At 75.4% G+C, this 20,071-nt stretch carries 16 protein-coding genes and 1 pseudogene; 15 read left to right on the top strand and 2 right to left on the bottom strand.

Features of this window, described 5'->3' with window-relative positions:
- Nucleotides 1-41: 41 nt before the first annotated feature.
- Nucleotides 42-722 carry a DUF4439 domain-containing protein gene (locus ACWPWW_RS04570; RefSeq protein WP_454049154.1) on the bottom strand — a complete coding sequence of 227 codons (681 nt, stop codon included), beginning with the start codon at nucleotides 720-722 and terminating at the stop codon, nucleotides 42-44.
- A gap of 769 nt (nucleotides 723-1,491) precedes the next feature.
- On the opposite strand from ACWPWW_RS04570, the gene ACWPWW_RS04565 reads away from it, so the two are divergent.
- From ACWPWW_RS04565 to rbfA, 5 genes and pseudogenes are all read left to right on the top strand, one after another.
- Nucleotides 1,492-2,070, top strand: coding sequence for a ribosome maturation factor RimP (locus tag ACWPWW_RS04565; RefSeq protein ID WP_454049153.1), 579 nt, complete (start codon nucleotides 1,492-1,494; stop codon nucleotides 2,068-2,070).
- A gap of 1 nt (nucleotide 2,071) precedes the next feature.
- Nucleotides 2,072-3,226, top strand: coding sequence for a transcription termination factor NusA (gene nusA / locus ACWPWW_RS04560; RefSeq protein WP_454049152.1), 1,155 nt, complete (start codon nucleotides 2,072-2,074; stop codon nucleotides 3,224-3,226).
- Nucleotides 3,223-3,591 carry a YlxR family protein gene (locus tag ACWPWW_RS04555; RefSeq protein ID WP_454049151.1) on the top strand — a complete coding sequence of 123 codons (369 nt, stop codon included), beginning with the start codon at nucleotides 3,223-3,225 and terminating at the stop codon, nucleotides 3,589-3,591. The genes nusA and ACWPWW_RS04555 overlap by 4 nt, the downstream gene beginning before the upstream one ends.
- A gap of 176 nt (nucleotides 3,592-3,767) precedes the next feature.
- A pseudogene (gene infB, locus ACWPWW_RS04550) lies at nucleotides 3,768-6,681 on the top strand (translation initiation factor IF-2).
- Nucleotides 6,682-6,778: 97 nt separating this feature from the next.
- Nucleotides 6,779-7,234 carry a 30S ribosome-binding factor RbfA gene (rbfA, locus tag ACWPWW_RS04545; RefSeq protein ID WP_454049150.1) on the top strand — a complete coding sequence of 152 codons (456 nt, stop codon included), beginning with the start codon at nucleotides 6,779-6,781 and terminating at the stop codon, nucleotides 7,232-7,234.
- 120 nt (nucleotides 7,235-7,354) lie between these two features.
- On the opposite strand, the gene ACWPWW_RS04540 is transcribed toward rbfA, so the two are convergent.
- Nucleotides 7,355-8,797 carry a DHA2 family efflux MFS transporter permease subunit gene (locus ACWPWW_RS04540; RefSeq protein ID WP_454049149.1) on the bottom strand — a complete coding sequence of 481 codons (1,443 nt, stop codon included), beginning with the start codon at nucleotides 8,795-8,797 and terminating at the stop codon, nucleotides 7,355-7,357.
- 72 nt (nucleotides 8,798-8,869) lie between these two features.
- Here ACWPWW_RS04540 and ACWPWW_RS04535 point away from each other — a divergent pair, with 72 nt between their 5' ends.
- The 10 genes from ACWPWW_RS04535 (at nucleotide 8,870) to ACWPWW_RS04490 (ending at nucleotide 20,063) form a co-directional block, all read left to right on the top strand.
- A complete protein-coding gene (locus ACWPWW_RS04535) occupies nucleotides 8,870-9,580 on the top strand; it encodes a TetR/AcrR family transcriptional regulator (protein WP_454049148.1) in 711 nt (236 codons plus the stop codon).
- Nucleotides 9,577-10,533 carry a tRNA pseudouridine(55) synthase TruB gene (truB, locus tag ACWPWW_RS04530; RefSeq protein WP_454049147.1) on the top strand — a complete coding sequence of 319 codons (957 nt, stop codon included), beginning with the start codon at nucleotides 9,577-9,579 and terminating at the stop codon, nucleotides 10,531-10,533. The genes ACWPWW_RS04535 and truB overlap by 4 nt, the downstream gene beginning before the upstream one ends.
- A 100-nt stretch (nucleotides 10,534-10,633) precedes the next feature.
- The gene (locus tag ACWPWW_RS04525) at nucleotides 10,634-11,653 is read left to right on the top strand and encodes a bifunctional riboflavin kinase/FAD synthetase (RefSeq protein WP_454049146.1); all 1,020 of its coding nucleotides are present in this window, start codon (nucleotides 10,634-10,636) and stop codon (nucleotides 11,651-11,653) included.
- Nucleotides 11,654-11,923: 270 nt separating this feature from the next.
- Entirely contained in the window at nucleotides 11,924-13,588 is a 1,665-nt protein-coding gene (locus ACWPWW_RS04520; protein WP_454049145.1) for a choice-of-anchor L domain-containing protein, read from the top strand.
- A 135-nt stretch (nucleotides 13,589-13,723) separates the two neighbouring features.
- Nucleotides 13,724-13,993, top strand: a complete 270-nt coding sequence (rpsO, locus tag ACWPWW_RS04515) for a 30S ribosomal protein S15 (protein ID WP_454049144.1) — start codon at nucleotides 13,724-13,726, stop codon at nucleotides 13,991-13,993.
- A gap of 244 nt (nucleotides 13,994-14,237) precedes the next feature.
- Nucleotides 14,238-16,466 (top strand): polyribonucleotide nucleotidyltransferase, encoded by a 2,229-nt coding sequence (locus ACWPWW_RS04510; RefSeq protein ID WP_454049143.1) that lies wholly within the window; start codon nucleotides 14,238-14,240, stop codon nucleotides 16,464-16,466.
- A gap of 1 nt (nucleotide 16,467) precedes the next feature.
- Nucleotides 16,468-17,796, top strand: coding sequence for a M16 family metallopeptidase (locus ACWPWW_RS04505; RefSeq protein WP_454049142.1), 1,329 nt, complete (start codon nucleotides 16,468-16,470; stop codon nucleotides 17,794-17,796).
- Between the two features lie 112 nt (nucleotides 17,797-17,908).
- Nucleotides 17,909-18,763 carry a helix-turn-helix domain-containing protein gene (locus ACWPWW_RS04500; RefSeq protein WP_454049141.1) on the top strand — a complete coding sequence of 285 codons (855 nt, stop codon included), beginning with the start codon at nucleotides 17,909-17,911 and terminating at the stop codon, nucleotides 18,761-18,763.
- A gap of 11 nt (nucleotides 18,764-18,774) precedes the next feature.
- Nucleotides 18,775-19,530: a 4-hydroxy-tetrahydrodipicolinate reductase gene (dapB, locus tag ACWPWW_RS04495; RefSeq protein WP_454049140.1), complete on the top strand. Its 756-nt coding sequence runs from the start codon at nucleotides 18,775-18,777 to the stop codon at nucleotides 19,528-19,530.
- On the top strand, nucleotides 19,527-20,063 hold the full coding sequence (locus ACWPWW_RS04490) for a hypothetical protein (protein ID WP_454049139.1): 537 nt from the start codon (nucleotides 19,527-19,529) through the stop codon (nucleotides 20,061-20,063). Before dapB ends, ACWPWW_RS04490 begins: the two co-directional genes overlap by 4 nt.
- The last annotated feature ends 8 nt before the right edge of the window (nucleotides 20,064-20,071 follow it).

The raw sequence follows: 20,071 nt of genomic DNA, 5'->3' as shown, positions 1-20,071 counted from the left end.
GCCGGGTCAGCCCGCGGACGACGTGCCGGCGCCGTGCCGGGTCAGCCCGCGGTCGGCGTGGGCGTCGGGGCGGCGGTCGGCGCGGCCGCCGGCATGCCCGGCAGGGCGGTCGCGGTCGCTCCCCAGCGCAGCGCCTCGACGGCGGAGGTGCGCAGCCCGTCGACGGTCGCGGTGCGGTCGGTGGTCCCGGCCGAGGTGGCGAGCACGGCGTCGGCGTGCACGGCCGCCAGGTCGGACAGCAGCCCCGCGCAGAACGTGCGCACGGACTCCGCGGACGACAGGTCGCCGTCCAGCTCGTAGCCGACCCGGCGCGGGTCGTCGGCGGTGCCGGCGACGCCGGCGGCGGTGGCCCACGCGGTCGCGGCGGCCCGGTGCTGCGCGGCGGCCGACCGGGCGAGGGCGCGGGCGTCCCCCGACAGGCGCGCGGCGGCGACCTCGAACCCGTGCCCCGCCTGGTCCTCGGCGAGCGTGAGCGCGACCAGCTCCGTCCGGTCCAGGTCCGCGCCGAGGTCGTCGTCGTCACCGGCTCCGGGCGTGCCCGTGGGGGTCGCCGACGGGGACGGGGACCCCGACGGGCCGGCCGCGGAGCCGTCGCCGGAGCCGGACCCGTCGGCGGCGCCGCCGGACGGCCAGCCGGCTCCGGTCTCGGCGTCGACGGCGGGCGCCTCGGCCCCGAGGGCGGCGGCGAGGCGGTCGGTCAGCTGGGCGCGGGACGCCGCCACGGACGCCAGCAGCCGGGCGAGGCCGGGGTCCTCTGCCGTCCGGGCGTCGGAGCGGGCCGACGACGCGGCCGAGCCGAGCAGGCTCGAGGACGTCGGCCGGCGTGGCCACGGTCCCGGTGACGGTGGGGGAGGCGGTGGGGGAGGCGGACGGGGTGGGCCCGTCGTCGTCGGCGGCCAGCCCGGAGTCGTACACCCCGCCGAGCGCGTCGACCTGCGTCGCGGACGTGCCCTCGACGAGCGCCAGGAGCGCCGCGACCGCCGCCTCCGTGCCCGGCGCGGCGGCACGCGCGGCCTCCGCCAGGTCGAGCGCGTCGTCCACGCCGGTGCGTCGGGCGTCCTCCGCGGCGTCGGGGACGGGCTCCGTCGGCGCCGCCGTCTCCCAGCGCAGCCCGCAGCCGGACAGGAGCAGCACGGCTCCGGCGGCGGCCAGCCCGGCCAGCGCGCGGGCGCGCCGCCGTCGGCCGGGTCCGTCGCCCGGCGTGCGGACCTCCCGGGACGGGCCGGCGGAGCGGCTGGACAGGGCGGAGCGGGGGGCCGCGACGGGGCGGCGGGCCGTGGTGGACATCGCGTCGGATCCTCCCACGGCGGGCCCGCCGGGCGGCGTACGTCCGCGCGCGCCGCCGCCAGTCAGTACCCTGGTCGCAGCACGCGGTCCCGCCGCGCGCCGCAGCACGCGCAGGACCCGACAACCACACAGCGTCGACGTCCCCGGCGGCCGCGTGCGCGCGGCGAGGCCGCACCCCGCCGAGGACCGACACAGGAGGTCAACATGCCCGCGCCCACCAGTGCGCAGCGCATCCGGGAGACCATCGAGCCGGTGGTGACCGCCGCCGGGCTGTGGCTGGAGGACGTCGAGCTCGCGCGCGACGGCGCCGCCCACGTGGTGCGCGTCGTGGTCGACGCCGCGGAGGACGCGCAGGACGCGCTCGACCTGGACGGCGTCGCCGACGTGTCCCGGGCCGTGTCCGCCGCCCTGGACGACGTCGACGGCCTGCCCGACCGGTACACGCTCGAGGTCTCCACCCGCGGCGCCGAGGCGCCGCTGACCGCCCGCCGGCACTACGTGCACGCGGTCGGCCGCCTGGTCACGCTGACGCTGACCGACGGCGGCACGCTCGCCGGCCGCCTCGTGGCGGTGGAGCGGGGTGCCGACGGCGACGACGACGCCGTCGTGGTCACCCCGGTGACCCCGGGCGTGAAGGGCCGGCCGGCCAAGGTCGGCGACCCGGTGCGGGTGCCGCTCGCGCGGGTGCGCGACGGCCGCGTCGAGGTGGAGATGGTGAAGGACAAGGCCGGCGACGGCGGCGCCGACGGCGCACTGGACGGGCCGACGGGCCAGGAGGACTGACGTGGACATCGACATGCAGGCGCTGCGGCTCATCGAGCGCGAGCGGGAGATCAGCCTGGACGTGCTCGTCTCGGCCATCGAGCAGGCGCTCCTGTCCGCCTACCACCGGACGCCGGACGCGCACCAGGACGCCCGGGTGGAGCTGGACCGGCGCAGCGGGCACGTGACCGTCTGGGCGCGCGAGCGCACGGTGGTCCCGGCTCCGGACGCCCCCGAGCCGACCGACGACGAGGACGGCACCGTCACGGCGGTCCCGCCGACGACGACCACGGTCGGCCCCGAGTTCGACGACACCCCGGCGGGCTTCGGCCGGATCGCGACCGCGACGGCGCGCCAGGTCATCGTGCAGCGGCTGCGCGACGCCGAGGACGACCAGGTGCTCGGCCAGTTCCGCGGCAAGGAGGGCGAGGTCCTCGGCGGCGTGATCCAGCAGGGCCGCGACCCGCGCGTCGTGCTGGTGGACGTGGGCGGCACCGAGGCGGTGCTGCCGGCGCACGAGCAGGTGCCGACGGAGCAGTACGTGCACGGCGAGCGGATCCGCGCGCTCGTGCTCGACGTCTCGCGCGGCTCCAAGGGCCCGCAGATCACGCTGTCCCGGACGCACCCGAACCTCGTGCGGAAGCTGTTCGAGCTGGAGGTCCCCGAGATCGCCGACGGCCACGTCGAGATCACGGCCCTGGCCCGCGAGGCCGGCCACCGCTCGAAGATGGCGGTCCGCTCCCGCGTGCCCGGCCTGGGTGCCAAGGGCGCGTGCATCGGCCCGCTCGGCGCCCGCGTCCGCGCGGTGATGGCGGAGCTGCACGGCGAGAAGATCGACATCGTCGACCACTCGGACGACCCGGCGGAGATGGTGGCGCACGCGCTGTCCCCGGCGCGCGTGCTGTCGGTCACGGTCGTCGACCCGGCTGCGCGCGCCGCGCGGGTCGTCGTGCCGGACTACCAGCTGTCGCTCGCCATCGGCAAGGAGGGCCAGAACGCCCGCCTCGCCGCGAAGCTGACCGGCTGGCGCATCGACATCCGCTCCGACGCGCAGGAGGCGCCCGGCACGCCCGCCGGCGCCGACGGCGGCGAGCAGGGCCGCTCCGAGCAGGGCGCCGAGGCCGTCGGCTCGCCCGCTCCGGAGGCCGACGGGCGGGGCCCCGGTCGAGACCGGTGAGGTCGCGCGCTAGACTGGTGGAGGCTGGGCCGGACGCCCGGCTCTCCTCGCCGAGCAGGCGCCACCCCGACACCCACGCAGCGGACCCCGCGGCGGAGGCCGTCGTGGGTCCGGTGCGCACGTGCGTGGGGTGCCGAGCTGCCGGTCCGAGGTCGGTCCTGCTGCGCGTGGTGGCGGCGACGACGGACGCGGGAGATCCCGCGGTCGTGGTCGACGTACGTCGCGCGCTGCCGGGCCGGGGGGCGTGGCTGCACCCCGAACCTCGTTGCCTCGAGCTCGCCGAGCGCCGTCGTGCGTTCCCGCGTGCCCTGCGTCTCGCAGGTCCGCTGGACACGTCCGCGGTGCGGGCGCATCTCGGGGTGTGAGGACGACCGTCGCCGTCCGGGCGCCCGCCCGGCCGGCATGTGCACCGTCGAACAGGGAAAGCGGGTCGAAGAGCCGATGGCTGCCCGATGAGCACGCACCGATGAGTACCCAGCGATGAGTACCCAGCACTAACGACGGTCCGACCCTGTCCGGGCGGACCGAGACAGGGAGAGATGTGGCCAAGGTCCGCGTCTACGAGCTCGCCAAGGAGCTCGGAGTCGACAGCAAGTCCCTCATGACCAAGCTGAACGAGCTCGGTGAGTTCGTCCGCTCGGCGTCCTCGACGATCGAGCCCCCGGTGGTCCGCAAGGCGCGGGACCTACCCGGCCGGTGGCGGCGCCAAGCCCGCCGCCCGTCCGTCGGCCCCGGCCGCGGCGAAGCCGGCCCCCGCCGCTCCGGCAGCCCCCGCGGCTCCGGCTGCGCCCGCTGCCACCCCGGCTCCGGCCGCTCCGGCTCCGGCCGCGGCGACCCCGGCCGCGCCCGCCGCCCCGGCGCCGAGCGCACCGGCCGCGCCGAGCGCCGCCCCGCGTCCGGCCGCCACCCCGGCGGCTCCCGCCGCGCAGGCCCCGGCCGCGTCGGCGACCCCGGCCCCGGCCGCCCCCGCGGCGCGCCCGGGTCCGTCGCGTCCGGCCGCACCCGCGGCCCGTCCGTCCGCCCCGCGCCCCTCGGGCGACCAGGGTGGCGACGGTCGCGCACCGCGTCCGGGCAGCGCCCCCCGTCCTGGCGGTCCCCGCCCGGGCAACAACCCGTTCGCGTCCTCCCAGGGCATGCCCCGCTCCGGCGGGCCGCGCCCGCCGCGTCCGGGCAACAACCCGTTCGCGCCCTCCCAGGGCATGCCGCGTCCCGGTGAGCGCCGTTCCGACGCACCGGCCGCCTCGGCCGGTGCGGGTGCCGGCGAGCGTCCGGGCGGGCCGCGTCCCGCGGCTCCGCGCCCCGGCGGTCCCCGTCCCAACCCGGGCATGATGCCGGGCCGCTCCGCGAGCGGCGTCGGCCGCCCGGGCGAGCGTCCGGCCCGTCCCGGTGGCGGCGGCGGTCGTCCCGGTGGTGGCGGCGGCTACGGCGGCGGTGGCGCCGGTCGTCCCGGCGGCGGCGGCGGCTTCGCCGGTCGTCCCGGTGGCGGCGGTGGCCGTCCCGGTGCCGGTGGTCGTGGTTCGACGCAGGGCGCGTTCGGTCGCGCCGGCGGTCGTCCCGTCCGCGGACGGAAGTCGAAGCGCGCGAAGCGCCAGGAGTTCGAGCAGATGCAGGCGCCGTCGCTCGGCGGCGTGCAGGTGCCCCGCGGCAACGGCACGACCGTCGTCCGCCTGCGCCACGGCTCGTCCCTGAACGACTTCGCCGACAAGATCGACGCGAACCCCGCCTCGCTGGTCACGGTGCTGTTCCACCTCGGTGAGATGGCGACCGCGACCCAGTCCCTCGACGAGGACACCTTCGGCACGCTGGCCACGGAGCTCGGCTACGTCGTGGAGATGGTCTCGGCCGAGGAGGAGGACCGCGAGCTGCTCGGGGCCTTCGACATCGACCTGGACGCCGAGCTCGAGGGCGAGGGCGACGAGGACCTGTTCCCGCGCCCGCCGGTCGTCACCGTCATGGGCCACGTCGACCACGGAAAGACCAAGCTCCTCGACGCCATCCGGTCCACGGACGTCGTCGCGGGCGAGGCCGGCGGGATCACCCAGCACATCGGTGCCTACCAGGTCCGGACCGAGCACGAGGGCCAGGACCGGGCCATCACGTTCATCGACACCCCGGGTCACGAGGCGTTCACCGCCATGCGTGCCCGTGGTGCGCAGGTGACGGACATCGCGATCCTCGTGGTCGCGGCGGACGACGGCGTGATGCCCCAGACCATCGAGGCGCTGAACCACGCCCAGGCGGCCGGCGTGCCGATCGTGGTCGCGGTCAACAAGGTGGACAAGGAGGGGGCCAACCCCGCCAAGATCCGCCAGCAGCTCACGGAGTACAACCTCGTGGCCGAGGAGTACGGCGGCGACACGATGTTCGTCGACGTCTCCGCCAAGCAGCGGATGGGCATCGACGAGCTGCTCGAGGCCGTCCTGCTGACCGCGGACGCCGCGCTCGACCTGCGGGCCAACCCCGACAAGGACGCCCGCGGTGTCGCCATCGAGGCGAACCTGGACAAGGGCCGCGGCGCCGTCGCGACCGTCCTGGTCCAGTCCGGCACGCTGCACGTCGGCGACGCGATCGTGGCCGGCACGGCCCACGGCCGTGTGCGGGCGATGTTCGACGAGCACGGCGAGAACGTCACCGAGGCGGGCCCGGCGCGTCCGGTGCTGGTCCTCGGCCTGGCGTCGGTGCCGAGCGCCGGCGACACCTTCCTGGTGGCGCCGGACGAGCGCACCGCCCGGCAGATCGCGGAGAAGCGCGAGGCCGCCGAGCGTGCCGCCCTCCTGGCCAAGCGCCGCAAGCGCGTCAGCCTCGAGGACTTCACGCAGGCGCTGCAGCAGGGCAAGGTCGAGACCCTCAACCTGGTCCTCAAGGGCGACGTGTCCGGTGCCGTCGAGGCGCTGGAGGACGCGCTGCTCAAGATCGACGTGGGCGACGAGGTCGAGCTGCGCGTCATCCACCGCGGTGTCGGTGCGATCACGCAGAACGACGTCAACCTGGCCACCGTCGACTCGGCGATCATCATCGGCTTCAACGTCAAGTACGGGGAGCGCGTCGAGGACCTCGCCGAGCGCGAGGGCGTGGACGTCCGGTTCTACTCGGTCATCTACCAGGCGATCGACGACGTCGAGGCGGCCCTCAAGGGCATGCTCAAGCCGGAGTACGAGGAGGTGCAGCTCGGTACCGCCGAGGTGCGCGAGGTGTTCCGCTCCTCCAAGTTCGGCAACATCGCCGGCTCGATCGTCCGGTCGGGCGACATCCGCCGCAACACCAAGGCGCGGGTGCTCCGGAACGGCAACGTCATCGGGGACAACCTCACCATCGAGTCGCTCAAGCGGTTCAAGGACGACGCCACGGAGGTCCGCGAGGGCTTCGAGTGCGGTATCGGCCTCGGGTCGTACAACGACATCAACGAGGGTGACATCATCGAGACCTGGGAGATGCGCGAGAAGCCGCGCTCCTGAGCAGGTCGCGAACCGCGGGTCCGCTCCACGCCTCGTGCGTCGGGGCGGGCCCGCGGCCGTCTGCCCGCCACGTGCGCGGGCGCAGGAAGGAGCAGTCATGGTGGATCACCCGAGGGCCCGCAAGCTGGCGGACCGGATCCAGCAGATCGTCGCGCAGATGCTCGACACCCGGGTCAAGGACCCGCGCCTGGGCTTCGTGACCGTCACGGACGTGCGCGTGACCGGCGACCTCCAGCACGCGAGCGTGTTCTACACGGTGCTCGGCGACGAGGAGTCGCGCGAGGGCACCGCGAAGGCGCTGGAGAGCGCCAAGGGCCTGATCCGGTCCGAGGTCGGCAAGCAGACCGGCGTGCGGCTCACCCCCACGCTGGAGTTCCACCTGGACGCGGTGCCGGAGACGGCGGCGCACCTCGACGCCGCGCTGCTCGAGGCCGCGCGCCGCGACCGCGAGGTCTCGCAGCTCGCGACCGGTGCGCAGTACGCGGGCGAGGCGGACCCGTACCGCAAGCCCGCGGACGAGGACGACGAGCCCGAGGCCGACGCCGCACGCTGACGGACGGCCCAGCACCGGCCAGCACCGGCCAGGTCGTCACAACGGCACGAGGTCGTCACTCCTGAGTGACGACCTCGTGCCGTTGTGACGACCTCGCGGGAGTATCGGCCGCGCCTGCCGTCAGGCCCGGCCGGTGCCGCGGGGCATCGCCAGGGACGCCACCGCCGCGGCGGCGATGACGCCCGCGCCGACCAGGACCGCGGGCCGCAGCCCGGCGGCGAACGCGTCGGGCGTGAGCGTGCCGTCGGCGGCCTGGAACACCGCGGCGAGCACGGCGACGCCGAGCGCGACGCCGATCTCCCGCACGGTGGAGTTGGTCGAGGAGGCGGTCCCGTGGTCGTCGGGCGCCATGTCGGCGAGCACGGCGGTGGCGCTCGGCGCGAAGGTCAGGCCCATGCCGATCCCGGCCAGCAGCAGCCCCGGGACGAGGGCGCCGTAGCCGCCGGTGGCGGTGGAGACGAGCGCGAGCCACACCAGGCCGGCCGACTGGAGGACGAGCCCGGCGGTGAGGAGCGGCCGTACGCCGACCCGCGGCGCGAGCATCCCGGCCAGCGGGGCGAACACCATCGGCGCCGCCGTCCACGGCAGGGTGCGCAGCCCGGCCTGGAAGGGCGAGTGGCCCTGGACGACCTGCAGGTACTGGGCGAGCAGGAACACGGCGCCGAACACGCCGAGCGAGAACGCGAACCCGGTGATGTTGGCGACGGCGAAGCTGCGGGCGCGGAACAGCCGCAGGGGGACCAGCGGGTGCGGCGTCCGTGCCTGGTGCCGGACGAACAGCACGAGGGCCACGAGCCCGCCCAGCACCGGGCCGAGAACCCCGAGGGAGGTCCAGCCGTCCTCGTTGCCGTGCACCACGCCCCACACGACGCCGAGCACGCCGGCCGCGGCCAGGAGCAGGCCGAGGACGTCGAGGCGCTGGGCGCGCCCGTGCTGCTCCGGCAGCGCACGGAGCACGAGGGGCACGGCCACGAGCGCGACGGGGACGTTGATCCAGAACATCGCCTGCCAGGAGATGCCCTCGACGACGGCGCCCCCGACCACCGGTCCCAGCGCGACCCCGAGCCCGGAGACGCCGCCCCAGACGCCGATCGCCATGGCCCGGCGTGCCGCGGGCACCGCGCCGGCGAGCAGGGTGAGCGACAGCGGCATGATCGCGGCCGCGCCGACGCCCTGGACCGCACGGGCCGCGATGAGGGTGGCGGGGGAGTCGGCGAGCGCCGCGGCGACGGAGGCGAGCGTGAACACGGCGATGCCGCCGAGGAACGTGCGGCGGCGTCCCCACCGGTCACCGACCGTGGCGGCGGCGATCATCAGCGTGGCGAAGGTCAGCGTGTAGGCGTTGACGACCCACTGCAGGTCGGTGATCGAGGCGCCGAGCTCGCTCTGCAGGACGGGCAGGGCGCTGGTCACGACGAGGTTGTCGAGCGTCGCCATGAACATCGGCAGCGAGGCGGCGACCAGCGCCACGGCCACGGGGACCGCGCGGCGGGCCGGGCGCGCGGCGGTCACGGCGCGCGCCGGCGCCGACGGGGAGGGCGGTGCGGGGGTCTGCGTCGACATGGCGGGCTCCTGTATGCATCGACTGATAACTAGCACGTGCGACGCTAGTTATCCGCTGATAACCTGTCAACCGTGCTGACCGACGACCCCACCGACGCCACCGGACCGACGCCGACGCCGTCGTCGTCCTCGCCCACGACCGCCCGCGCCCCGCGGATGTCCGGGGAGCAGCGGCGCGAGCAGATCCTCGCCGCCGCACTGCCGGTGTTCGCCGAGGGCGGGTACGCCGGCACGACGACCGACCAGGTCGCGCGCGCCGCCGGGGTGTCCCAGCCGTACGTCATCCGGCTGTTCGGGTCGAAGCAGCAGCTGTTCCTCGACCTCTACCGCGCGGTGGCGGCGCGGATCGTCGCCGTGATGTCCGCCGTCGAGCCGGGGCCCGGTGCCGCGGACCGGACGGGGCAGGCCTACGTCTCCCTGATGGCGGACCGCGACCTGCTCCGGGTGCTGATGCACGGGTTCACCGCGGCGTCCGACCCCGAGATCGGCACCACCGCCCGGCACACGCTGGGGGAGGTGTTCGCCCTGTTCCGGGAGCGGGTGGAGCTGCCCGAGGACGTGGACGGCGCTGCGCTGACGGAAGCCGAGCGGTCCGCCGCGCTCGACGAGGCGGCGCGCCGGTTCGTCGCCGACGGCATGCTGATCAACGTGCTGCTCGCCGCCGACGCGTTCGCGCACGTCCGCGAGGACCGCGGGCTGGACGCCCTGCTCGCGTGCGTCGGCGTGGAGGCCGGCGCGGCAGCGGGCGCCGAGGTCGCCGCGCGCGTCGGGGCCTCGGCATGAGCGCGCCGGAGCGCGGCGAGCGGGCCCGCCGCCCTCGCCGCCCCACCGCCCCCGACGGCCTGCTGGTGGTCGACAAGCCGGCCGGCTGGACCAGCCACGACGTGGTCGCGAAGGCCCGCGGGCTGGCGGGGACGCGGAAGGTCGGGCACGCCGGCACGCTCGACCCCATGGCGACCGGGGTCCTGGTGCTGGGCGTCGGCCGGGCCACCCGCCTGCTGACCTACGTCGTGGGTGCCGACAAGGAGTACACCGCGACCATCCGGCTCGGCGTCTCGACGATCACGGACGACGCCGAGGGCGAGGAGGTCGCCCGGGCCGACGCCGCGGGCGTGACCCGGGAGGCGGTCGACGCCGGGGTGGCCGCGCTCACCGGCCCGATCAGCCAGGTCCCGAGCGCGGTCAGCGCGATCAAGGTCGACGGGCAGCGGGCCTACGCCCGCGTGCGGGCCGGCGAGGACGTCGCGCTCGCGGCGCGGCCCGTCACGATCTCCCGGTTCGACGTGCACGAGGTGCGGGCGGTCCCGCTCGGCGACGGCGTGACGGCGCAGGACGTCGACGTCACGGTGGTGTGCTCCTCCGGGACGTACATCCGGGCGCTGGCGCGCGACCTGGGGGCGGCGCTCGGCGTCGGGGGGCACCTCACCGCGCTGCGCCGGACGCGGGTCGGCGGCTACCCGCTGGACGTGGCCCGCTCGCTCGACGACCTCGACGCCTGGCCGGCGGACGTGCCGCTGGACACGCTGCCGCTCGCCGAAGCGGCGCGCGCGACGTTCCCCGTGCGCGAGCTCACCGCCGACGAGACCCGGGCCCTGTCGTACGGGCAGCGGATCCCGGCCGGCGGCGCGGGCGCCGACGTGACGGTCGCCGCGCTGTCCCCGGAGGGTGTGCTCGTCGCGCTGCTCGAGGACCGCGGGCCGCACGCGCGCCCGGTCCTGGTGTTCGCGGCGGCCTGAGCCGGTGCGGGGCATCGCCGGGGCCGTGGCAGGCTTGTCCCCGCGCCGCGCACGGGCAGGCGCACGACGCGCCGCGAGGCGCCGACCGACGGGAGCGGGTGTGCAGCGCTGGACGGACCTCGCCGAGGTCCCGGCGGACTTCGGGCCGTCGGTGGTGACGGTGGGCAACTTCGACGGGGTGCACCGGGGGCACGTCGGGGTGCTCACGCGCATGGTCGCGGACGCCCGTGCCGTCGGCGCCCGGTCCGTCGCGGTGACCTTCACGCCGCACCCGCAGCAGGTGCACCGGCCGGACGAGGCCCCGCCGCTGCTGACCGGCGACGCCGACCGGCTGGAGCTGCTCGAGCAGACCGGCCTCGACGCGGTGCTGCTGCTCACCTACACGCTCGACTTCGCGCAGCAGACCGCCGAGGAGTTCGTCCGCCGCTACCTGGTCGACGGGCTGCACGCCCGCACGGTCGTGGTCGGCAGGGACGTGCGGTTCGGCCGGGGCAACGCGGGCGACCTCACCACGATGGTGGAGCTGGGGGAGCGGTTCGGGTTCGGCGTCGAGGTGATCGAGGACGTGGCGCCCGGCGCCGGCGAGGCCCCCGTCGACCCGGCGGCCGGTGCCGCGCTGGACGACCCGCTGCGCCGGCGCTGGTCGTCGACCTGGGTCCGCGAGCTGCTGGTGGCGGGCGACGTGCGGCAGGCCGCGCGGGTGCTGGGCCGCCCGCACCGGATGCGCGGCACCGTGGTGCACGGCGACAAGCGCGGCCGCGACCTGGGCTTCCCGACCGCCAACCTGGCACCCGACGCGGCGGGCATGGTGCCCGCCGACGGCGTGTACGCGGGCTGGCTGCGCCGCCCGTCGCTCCCCGCCGGCGACCCCGACGCCGTGCTGCCGGCCGCGGTGTCGATCGGCACCAACCCGACGTTCGAGGGCCTGCAGCGGCGGGTCGAGGCGTACGTGCTCGACCGCACGGACCTGGACCTCTACGGCGAGGAGGTCGTGCTGGAGCTCGTCGAGCGCCTGCGGCCGACCCTGCGGTTCGACTCCGTGGAGGCGCTCGTCGAGCGGATGCACGAGGACGTCGAGGGCGTGCGCCGGGTGCTGCCGGGGACCTCGCCCTCCTCCTGAGCGCCGAGGGCCGGCGCTGTCGCCTGCGCGCCGCTACTCATCGGTGTGCGTGGCGCCACGCCATTCCGGGGCGCCGGACCACTCAGTCCGCGCGCTCCCGCCTGCGTGCGTCCTGAGGGTGTGCCAGGTCCTCGCAAGGTGGGGGGACCGAGGCCGACGCCGGTCGGCCCCACCCACCCGCAGGAGCTCGCGTTGAGGTCTGTCCTCGCCACCACACTCGCCGTCGGTCTGGTCGCCCTGGGGTGCGCGCCGTCCGCCCACGCGTCACCCATGCCGTCGTTGCCACCGTCGCCCGGGCAGGAGGTGCTCACCGGGACGACCGCGCTCGCGCTCGCGCAGGCGATCGTCGGCGACGGTGTCACGAGCGTGACGGGAGCCCAGTACGTCGGGCACCCGGACGCCGCCGGGGTGTTCTCGGGCATGGGGCCGGTCACGCAGGTCGACTCCGGGGTGGTGCTCTCGAGCGGGTCCGCCGCGAAGATGACAGGCCCGTACGCGGCTCCCAACGCCTCCACCAACCACGGACAGGCGGGGGATGCCCAGCTCACCGCGCTCGCGGGCCACCCGACCCACGACGCTGCGGTCCTCGAGTTCGACTTCGTGCCGGACTCGACGTCGGTGCTGTTCCGGTACGTGTTCGGCTCGACCGAGTACCCCGAGTACCTGTTCCAGCGGGTCAACGACGTCTTCGCGCTGAGCGTCAACGGCAGCAACTGCGCGCTGATCCCCGGGACCTCGGAGCCGGTCACCATCGACACGGTGAACCATCTGACCAACGCGCAGTTCTACGTCGCCAACACCGGCGGCTACGACACCGCGATGCACGGGTTCACGTCCCTCCTGAGCTGCGAGGCCGCGGTCGACCAGGGCGCCACGAACCACATCCGGCTCGCGATCGCGGACACGTTCGACCGCCTGATGGACTCGTGGGCCCTGATCGCGATGGACAGCCTCGTCGCGAACACCGCGCCGACCGTCGAGTCGTACCAGGTCACCACGCCCGCGGGGGTGCCCGTGGCGGTGCCGCTGATCGGGGACGACCCGGAGGGGCAGGACCTCGAGTTCGCGTCCGGCGCCCCGGCGCACGGGTCGCTCGGCGGGACGGCGCCGGACCTGGTCTACACCCCCGACCCGGGGTTCACGGGTACCGACTCCTTCACCTACACCGCGAGCGACGGGTGGCTGGGCTCGGAGCCCGGCACGATCACCGTCGAGGTCGGCGCGACCCACGCCACCCTGGTGGCCGACCCGGGCCGGCTCGTGGCGGACGGGGCGACGACCGCGGACGTCACGCTGCGGATCGAGGACGAGCACGCGCAGCCGGTGGCGGGTCGTGACGTGCTCCTGACGACCGACGCCGGCTCGATCGGGGCGACGGTGGACAACGGGGACGGCACCTACGCCGCGGTGCTCACCTCGTCCACGACCGCCGAGATCGCCACGCTCCGTGCCCAGATCGACGGCGCCGCCACGGATCTCGCCGCCACCGTGGAGTTCGTGCGCGCGTCGCTGCAGCTTGAGCACCCGGTGCGCACGGTCGGCGCCGCGCAGGTGGCCACCGGCGAGGACTTCCTGCCGCACGAGCCCGTCTCCGTCGAGCTCGGCGACCTGCCGCTCGGCGAGGGGGTCGCCGACGCCGCCGGCACGGTCGTCTTCCCGTTCGACGTCCCCGAGGTGCCGGACGCGATGTACGAGGTGACGATGACCGGCCTCGAGAGCGCGCAGGCCCCCACGGCGGCGTTCGAGGTGGTCTCGTCCGGCGCCCCCGCGCCGTCCCCGGTCCCGGACGCGGGTGCCGGCCCGGGTGCCGGCGACGGCCCCCTCGCGGTCACCGGGGCGCCCGTCGCGCTCGCGGCGGGAGCGGCCGGGGTGCTGGTCGCGGCGGGCGCCGCGGTCCTCGGGCTGCGGCACCGGGCACGACGGGCCCGCGGGTGAGCGCGGACGGCTGCCGGGCGGGAGTCGTGACGCCCGACCTGGTAGTCTCGGACAGCCGTCAGAACGGCCGCGGAACGAGAGCGCCCGGGTGGACCTGCCCCGGAGCACCGCGCAACGAGACAAACCGGGAGAGTCGTGCCCCTCGACAGCGCCACCAAGAAGTCCATCATGACCGAGTACGCCACCCACGAGGGTGACACCGGTTCCCCCGAGGTCCAGATCGCGATGCTGTCGCAGCGCATCAAGGACCTCACCGAGCACCTCAAGACGCACAAGCACGACCACCACAGCCGCCGTGGGCTGCTGCTCCTGGTCGGCCAGCGTCGTCGCCTGCTCGGCTACCTGCAGAAGGTCGACATCGCGCGCTACCGCACCCTGATCGAGCGGCTCGGCCTGCGTCGATGACCGCGTGACCAGCCCGGACCCGCACAGGGTCCGGGCTGGTCCTGCGTCGGGGCCCCGCGCCCCGCCACGGCACCACCAGCACCACCCAGCACCACCGAGCAACACCCAGCACCACTTCTCACTCCGCGCCGGTCGACGCGTCCGGTCCTCGGTAGTGGCGCCCGGAACGCCTGCGCGATCCGGGTACCTCGATCGAAGACCGCCGTGACCGGTCCGGCGCCTTCGAGACCAAAGGAGGGCACCCGTGGAGGGTCCCGAGATCCAGTTCGCCGAGGCCGTGATCGACAACGGTCGCTTCGGCACCCGCACCGTCCGCTTCGAGACCGGCCGCCTGGCCAAGCAGGCCGCCGGTTCGGCCATGGCCTACCTCGACGGCGAGACCGCGCTGCTGTCCGCCACGACGGCGGGCAAGCACCCCAAGGACCAGTTCGACTTCTTCCCGCTGACGGTGGACGTCGAGGAGCGGCAGTACGCCGCCGGCAAGATCCCCGGCTCGTTCTTCCGTCGCGAGGGCCGCCCGTCGACCGACGCGATCCTGGCCTGCCGCCTGATCGACCGCCCGCTGCGCCCGCTGTTCGTCAAGGGCCTGCGCAACGAGGTCCAGGTCGTCATCACCGTCCTGGCGATCCACCCGGACGACGCCTACGACGTCCTGGCGATCAACGCCGCGTCCATCAGCACGCAGATCTCCGGCCTGCCGTTCTCCGGCCCGGTCGGCGCCGTCCGCATCGCGCTGATCGACGGCCAGTGGGTCGCGTTCCCGCGCTACTCCGAGCGCGAGCGCGCCACGTTCGAGATCGTCGTGGCCGGCCGCGTCGTCGGCGACGACGTGGCGATCGCCATGATCGAGGCCGAGGCCCCGGAGAAGTCCTGGAACCTCATCAAGGACGAGGGCGGCGTCGCCCCGACCGAGGCCGTCGTGGCCGAGGGCCTCGAGGCGTCCAAGCCGTTCATCCGCTCCCTGGTCGAGGCGCAGCAGCAGCTCGCTGCGCAGGCCGCCAAGGAGACCCGCGACTTCCCGACGTTCCCGGACTACCAGCCGGACGCGTACGAGGCCGTCGAGGGCGCCGCCCAGGCGAAGATCAACGAGGCGATGCAGATCGCCGACAAGCAGACCCGCGAGGGCCGCCTGGACGAGATCAAGGCCGAGGTGCTCGACACCCTGGCCGGCTCGTTCGAGGGCCGCGAGAAGGAGCTGTCCGCGGCGGTGCGCGCGGTGACCAAGAAGGTCATCCGCCAGCGCATCCTCACCGACGGCTTCCGCATCGACGGGCGTGGCCTGCGGGACATCCGCACGCTGTCGGCCGAGGTCGAGGTCCTGCCCCGCGTGCACGGCTCGGCGCTGTTCGAGCGCGGCGAGACCCAGATCATGGGTGTCACCACGCTGAACATGCTCCGCATGGAGCAGCAGATCGACTCGCTGTCGCCCGAGACGCGCAAGCGCTACATGCACAACTACAACTTCCCGCCCTACTCGACCGGCGAGACCGGCCGCGTGGGCTCGCCGAAGCGGCGCGAGATCGGGCACGGCGCACTCGCCGAGCGCGCGCTCATGCCGGTGCTGCCGAGCCGCGAGGAGTTCCCCTACGCGATCCGCCAGGTCTCCGAGGCGCTGGGCTCCAACGGCTCGACCTCGATGGGCTCGGTCTGCGCGGCCACCCTGTCGCTGCTCAACGCCGGTGTGCCGCTGCGCGCGCCGGTCGCCGGCATCGCCATGGGCCTCGTGTCCGACACCGTGGACGGCGAGACCCGCTACGCCGCGCTGACGGACATCCTGGGCGCCGAGGACGCGTTCGGCGACATGGACTTCAAGGTCGCCGGTACCCGTGAGTTCGTCACGGCCATCCAGCTCGACACCAAGCTCGACGGCATCCCCGCCTCCGTGCTGGCCGACGCGCTGACCCAGGCCAAGGAGGCGCGCCTCGCGATCCTCGACGTGCTCAACGAGGCGATCGACGTCCCGGACGAGATGTCGCCGAACGCCCCGCGCGTCATCACGGTGAAGGTCCCGACCGACAAGATCGGCGAGGTCATCGGCCCGAAGGGCAAGATGATCAACCAGATCCAGGAGGAGACGGGCGCCGACATCTCGATCGAGGACGACGGCACCGTCTACATCGGCGCGACCGACGGCCCCTCGGCCGAGGCGGCGCGGGCCGCGATCAACGCGATCGCCAACCCGCACATGCCCGAGATCGGCGAGCGGTTCGTGGGCACCGTCGTCAAGACGACCACGTTCGGCGCGTTCGTCTCCCTGTCCCCGGGCAAGGACGGCCTGCTGCACATCTCGCAGATCCGTCGCCTGGTCGGTGGCAAGCGCGTCGAGAACGTCGAGGACGTCCTCGGCGTGGGCCAGAAGGTCCAGGTCGAGATCGGCGAGATCGACCCGCGCGGCAAGCTGTCGCTGCACGCGGTGGTCGAGGACGAGGCGCCCGCCGAGGGTGCCGCGGCCGCTGAGCCGGCCGACGCCTGACGTGCCGCTGGACCTCCCTCTGGTCGCGCCCGGTCAGCCGGGCAGCGACCTGACCGCCGGGCAGGCGGGTGACGGCTCCGTCCGTCGCTCCGTCCTGCCCGGCGGGGTCCGCCTGCTCACCGAGCACGTCCCCGGCGTGCGCTCCGCGTCCGTCGGGGCGTGGGTCGGGGTCGGCTCGCGGGACGAGGAGGACGGCCACCACGGCTCGACGCACTTCCTCGAGCACCTGCTGTTCAAGGGGACCGCGCGGCGCACGGCGATGGACATCGCCGAGGCGTTCGACGAGGTCGGGGGCGAGGCCAACGCGGCCACGGGCAAGGAGCACACCTGCTACTACGCCCGGGTCCTCGACGAGGACCTGCCGATGGCGGTCGACGTCATCAGCGACATGGTCACGTCGGCACGCCTGGACGCGGACGAGCTCGAGACCGAGCGCGGCGTCATCCTCGAAGAGCTCGCGATGAACGACGACGACCCGAGCGACGTCGTGCACGAGCGGTTCGCCACGGTCGTCCTGGGCGAGCACCCGCTCGGCCGGCCGATCGGCGGCACCCCCGACACGATCCGGGCCGTGCCGCGGGACGCCGTCTGGGAGCACTACCGGCAGCACTACCGCCCCGCCACCCTCGTGGTGACGGCCGCGGGCAACGTCGACCACGACGCCCTGGCCCACCAGGTGGTGCGGGCGCTGGAGGACGGCGGCTGGCCCCTGGCCGACGCCGACGCCCCCGCGGCCCGGCGTGGTGCGGCCGAGGCGCTGCCGGTGACGGCGACGTCGTCCGAGATCACGGTGCGCCGCTCCACCGAGCAGGGCAACGTCATCGTGGGGGGCACCGGCCTCACGGCCACCGACCCGCGCCGGTTCACGCTGTCGGTGCTGAACGCGGTGCTGGGCGGCGGCATGTCGTCGCGCCTGTTCCAGGAGATCCGCGAGAAGCGGGGCCTGGCGTACTCGACGTACTCCTTCGCGTCCGGCCACGCCGACACCGGGGTGTTCGGCCTGTACGCGGGCTGCGCGCCGGCGAAGATCGACGAGGTCACCGAGCTGATGGTGGCCGAGCTCGAGCGGCTCGCCGACGGCGGGATCACCGACGCCGAGCTGCGCCGGTCGGTCGGGCAGCTGTCCGGGGGCCTGGTGCTCGGCCTCGAGGACTCGGGCTCCCGCATGAGCCGGCTCGGCAAGTCCGAGCTGGTGCACGGGGAGCTGCTCTCCACGCAGGAGTCGCTGGACCGGGTCCGCGCGGTCACCGCGCGCGAGGTCCAGGAGCTGGCGGCGGACCTCGCCGGCCGGCCGCGGTCCGTGGTGCGCGTCGGCCCCTTCGGGGACTGAGCGCCGCAGGCACGTCCACCAGGAGCCGGGTCCCCACGGGGGCCCGGCTCCTCGCCGTACCCGGGCCGGAGGTCCCTGCCCGCACGGCGAGGGACGGGTCGATCATGGAGGCATGGCCGCCGTCACCCTCACCCGCCGCTCCGTCGCCGTGCCGCCCGTGTCACCGGGGCTGGTCGAGGAGCTGTGGGTCGCCCGCTCCCCGCACGGCGCGCCGCCCCGGGTCGCGCTGCCCGACGGGCGACCGTGCGCGGTGGCGCGGCTGGGCGGCCCGGCGCGGTGGGTCGACCCGCTGACCCGGGAGTCCGAGGTGGTCGCCGGCATGCTGCGGGGCCCGCGCACCGTGCCGCGCGTGGTGCTGCCGGCCGACCCGGCGGAGCCGTCCTGGGAGGTCGGCGCCCGCCTCGCGCCGTGGGCACTGTCGGCCCTGCACCCCGCCGGCACGCTGGTGGACGACCACCGGCCGCTGGGGGAGGCCCTCGGCCTGGACGAGGAGGGGCTGACGGACCGGCTGCGCGCCTGCTGGGCGGGCGCCGGCGAGGACGAGGCGGCCGTGGCCGCGGCCCGGGTGCTGGAGCAGGCGATCTCCGCCGCCGTGCGCCGGCCCCTCCCGGTCACCGACCGCGAGGACCTGCAGCGGATCGCCCGGTACGCCGACGAGGAGCGCGGGCTGGTCCGGTCCGTCGACCTGGCGCGGTCGGTCGACCGGTCGCTCGCGTCGCTGCACGCCCTCCTGCACGCCCACGTCGGCCTGACGCCGTCCGCGTTCCTCGCGACGGTGCGGCTGTCCTGCGCGGTCCGGGAGCTCGGCGTCGACGACCGGGGTGACGCGGCGCGGGTCGTGGCGGTGCTGCGCGGCTACTGCGAGGCCGGCTACCCGCAGCGCGAGGTCGAGCGGTTCACGGGCCTCAGCGCGCTGGAGCTGCGGCGGGCGGTCCGCGGCATGGAGGACCTGCTCGCGACCGCATAGGGTGACGTCCCGTGAGCGATGCACTACCGGTGGCCGTGCTGGGCGCGGCGGGCCGCATGGGACGGACCGTCGTCGACGCGGTGGAGGCCGCCCCCGACCTGGAGCTGGTGGCCGCCCTCGAGCACGGCGACGACGTCGACGCGGTCGGGGCGACCGGCGCGCAGGTGGCGATCGACTTCACGGTGCCCGCCGTGGCGGAGTCGAACGTGCGCTCGCTGGTCGCGCAGGGGTTGCACGCCGTCGTGGGCACCACCGGCTGGACGGCGGAGTCCCTCGCCCGAGTCGAGGCCGACCTGGCCGCCCGCCCCGGCGTGGGCGTGCTGATCGCGCCGAACTTCGCGCTCGGCGCCGTGCTCGCGATGGCGTTCGCCGCCCGCGCGGCCCGGTGGTTCGAGTCGGTGGAGGTCGTCGAGCTGCACCACCCGGACAAGGTGGACGCCCCGTCCGGCACGGCCCGGCACACGGCCCAGGCGATCGCCGCCGCCCGGCGCGCCGCCGGCCTCGGCCCGGTCCCGGACGCGACGACGACGGCGCTGGACGGCGCCCGCGGCGCGGACGTCGACGGGGTCCGGGTGCACGCCGTCCGCCTGCGCGGCCTGGTCGCGCACGAGGAGATCCTGCTCGGCAACGCCGGCGAGCAGCTGACCATCCGGCACGACTCGTTCGACCGGGTGTCGTTCATGCCGGGCGTGCTGCACGCGGTGCGCCAGGTCGGGTCGCGACCGGGGCTGACGGTCGGGCTCGAGCACTACCTGGACCTCGGGTGACCAGCACCGGCGGCTCCGACGGACCCGTTCAGCCCGGCGGTCCGGCGCGCCGCACCCGGACCTCGCTGGTCGCCGCGATCGCGCTGACCGCGCTGCTCGGCCTCTACGTCTGGCTGGTGGCCGGGCGCGCGCTGGCGCTGATGCGGACGGGGGAGCCGGTCGGCGTCGTGCTCGGCGTGGCGTTCGCGGTGCTGCCCCTGCTCGTCCTGGTGCTGGTCGCGCGGGAGTGGCTGCTGGCCGTCGACGTGCAGCGGATGGCCGACCAGCTGGCCGCGCGCGGCGAGCTGCCCGTCGACGACCTGCCGCGCAGCCCGGGCGGCCGGATCGACCGGTCGGCGGCGACGACCGCGTTCGACGGCGCGCGGACCGAGGCCGAGGCGGCCGCGCCGGGGGACTGGGGCCCGTGGTACCGCCTGGCGTTCGCCTACGACGCCGCGGGGGACCGCAAGCGGGCCCGCGCGACGCTGCGGCACGCGTCCCGGATCCACCGCGGCCGCACCGCGGTGGGCGACGGCCCCCGCGGGCTCGGCTGACTCCCGGG

It is taken from the genome of Cellulomonas sp. Marseille-Q8402 (assembly GCF_965119525.1).
This window is presented reverse-complemented; position numbering and strand designations above follow the sequence as displayed.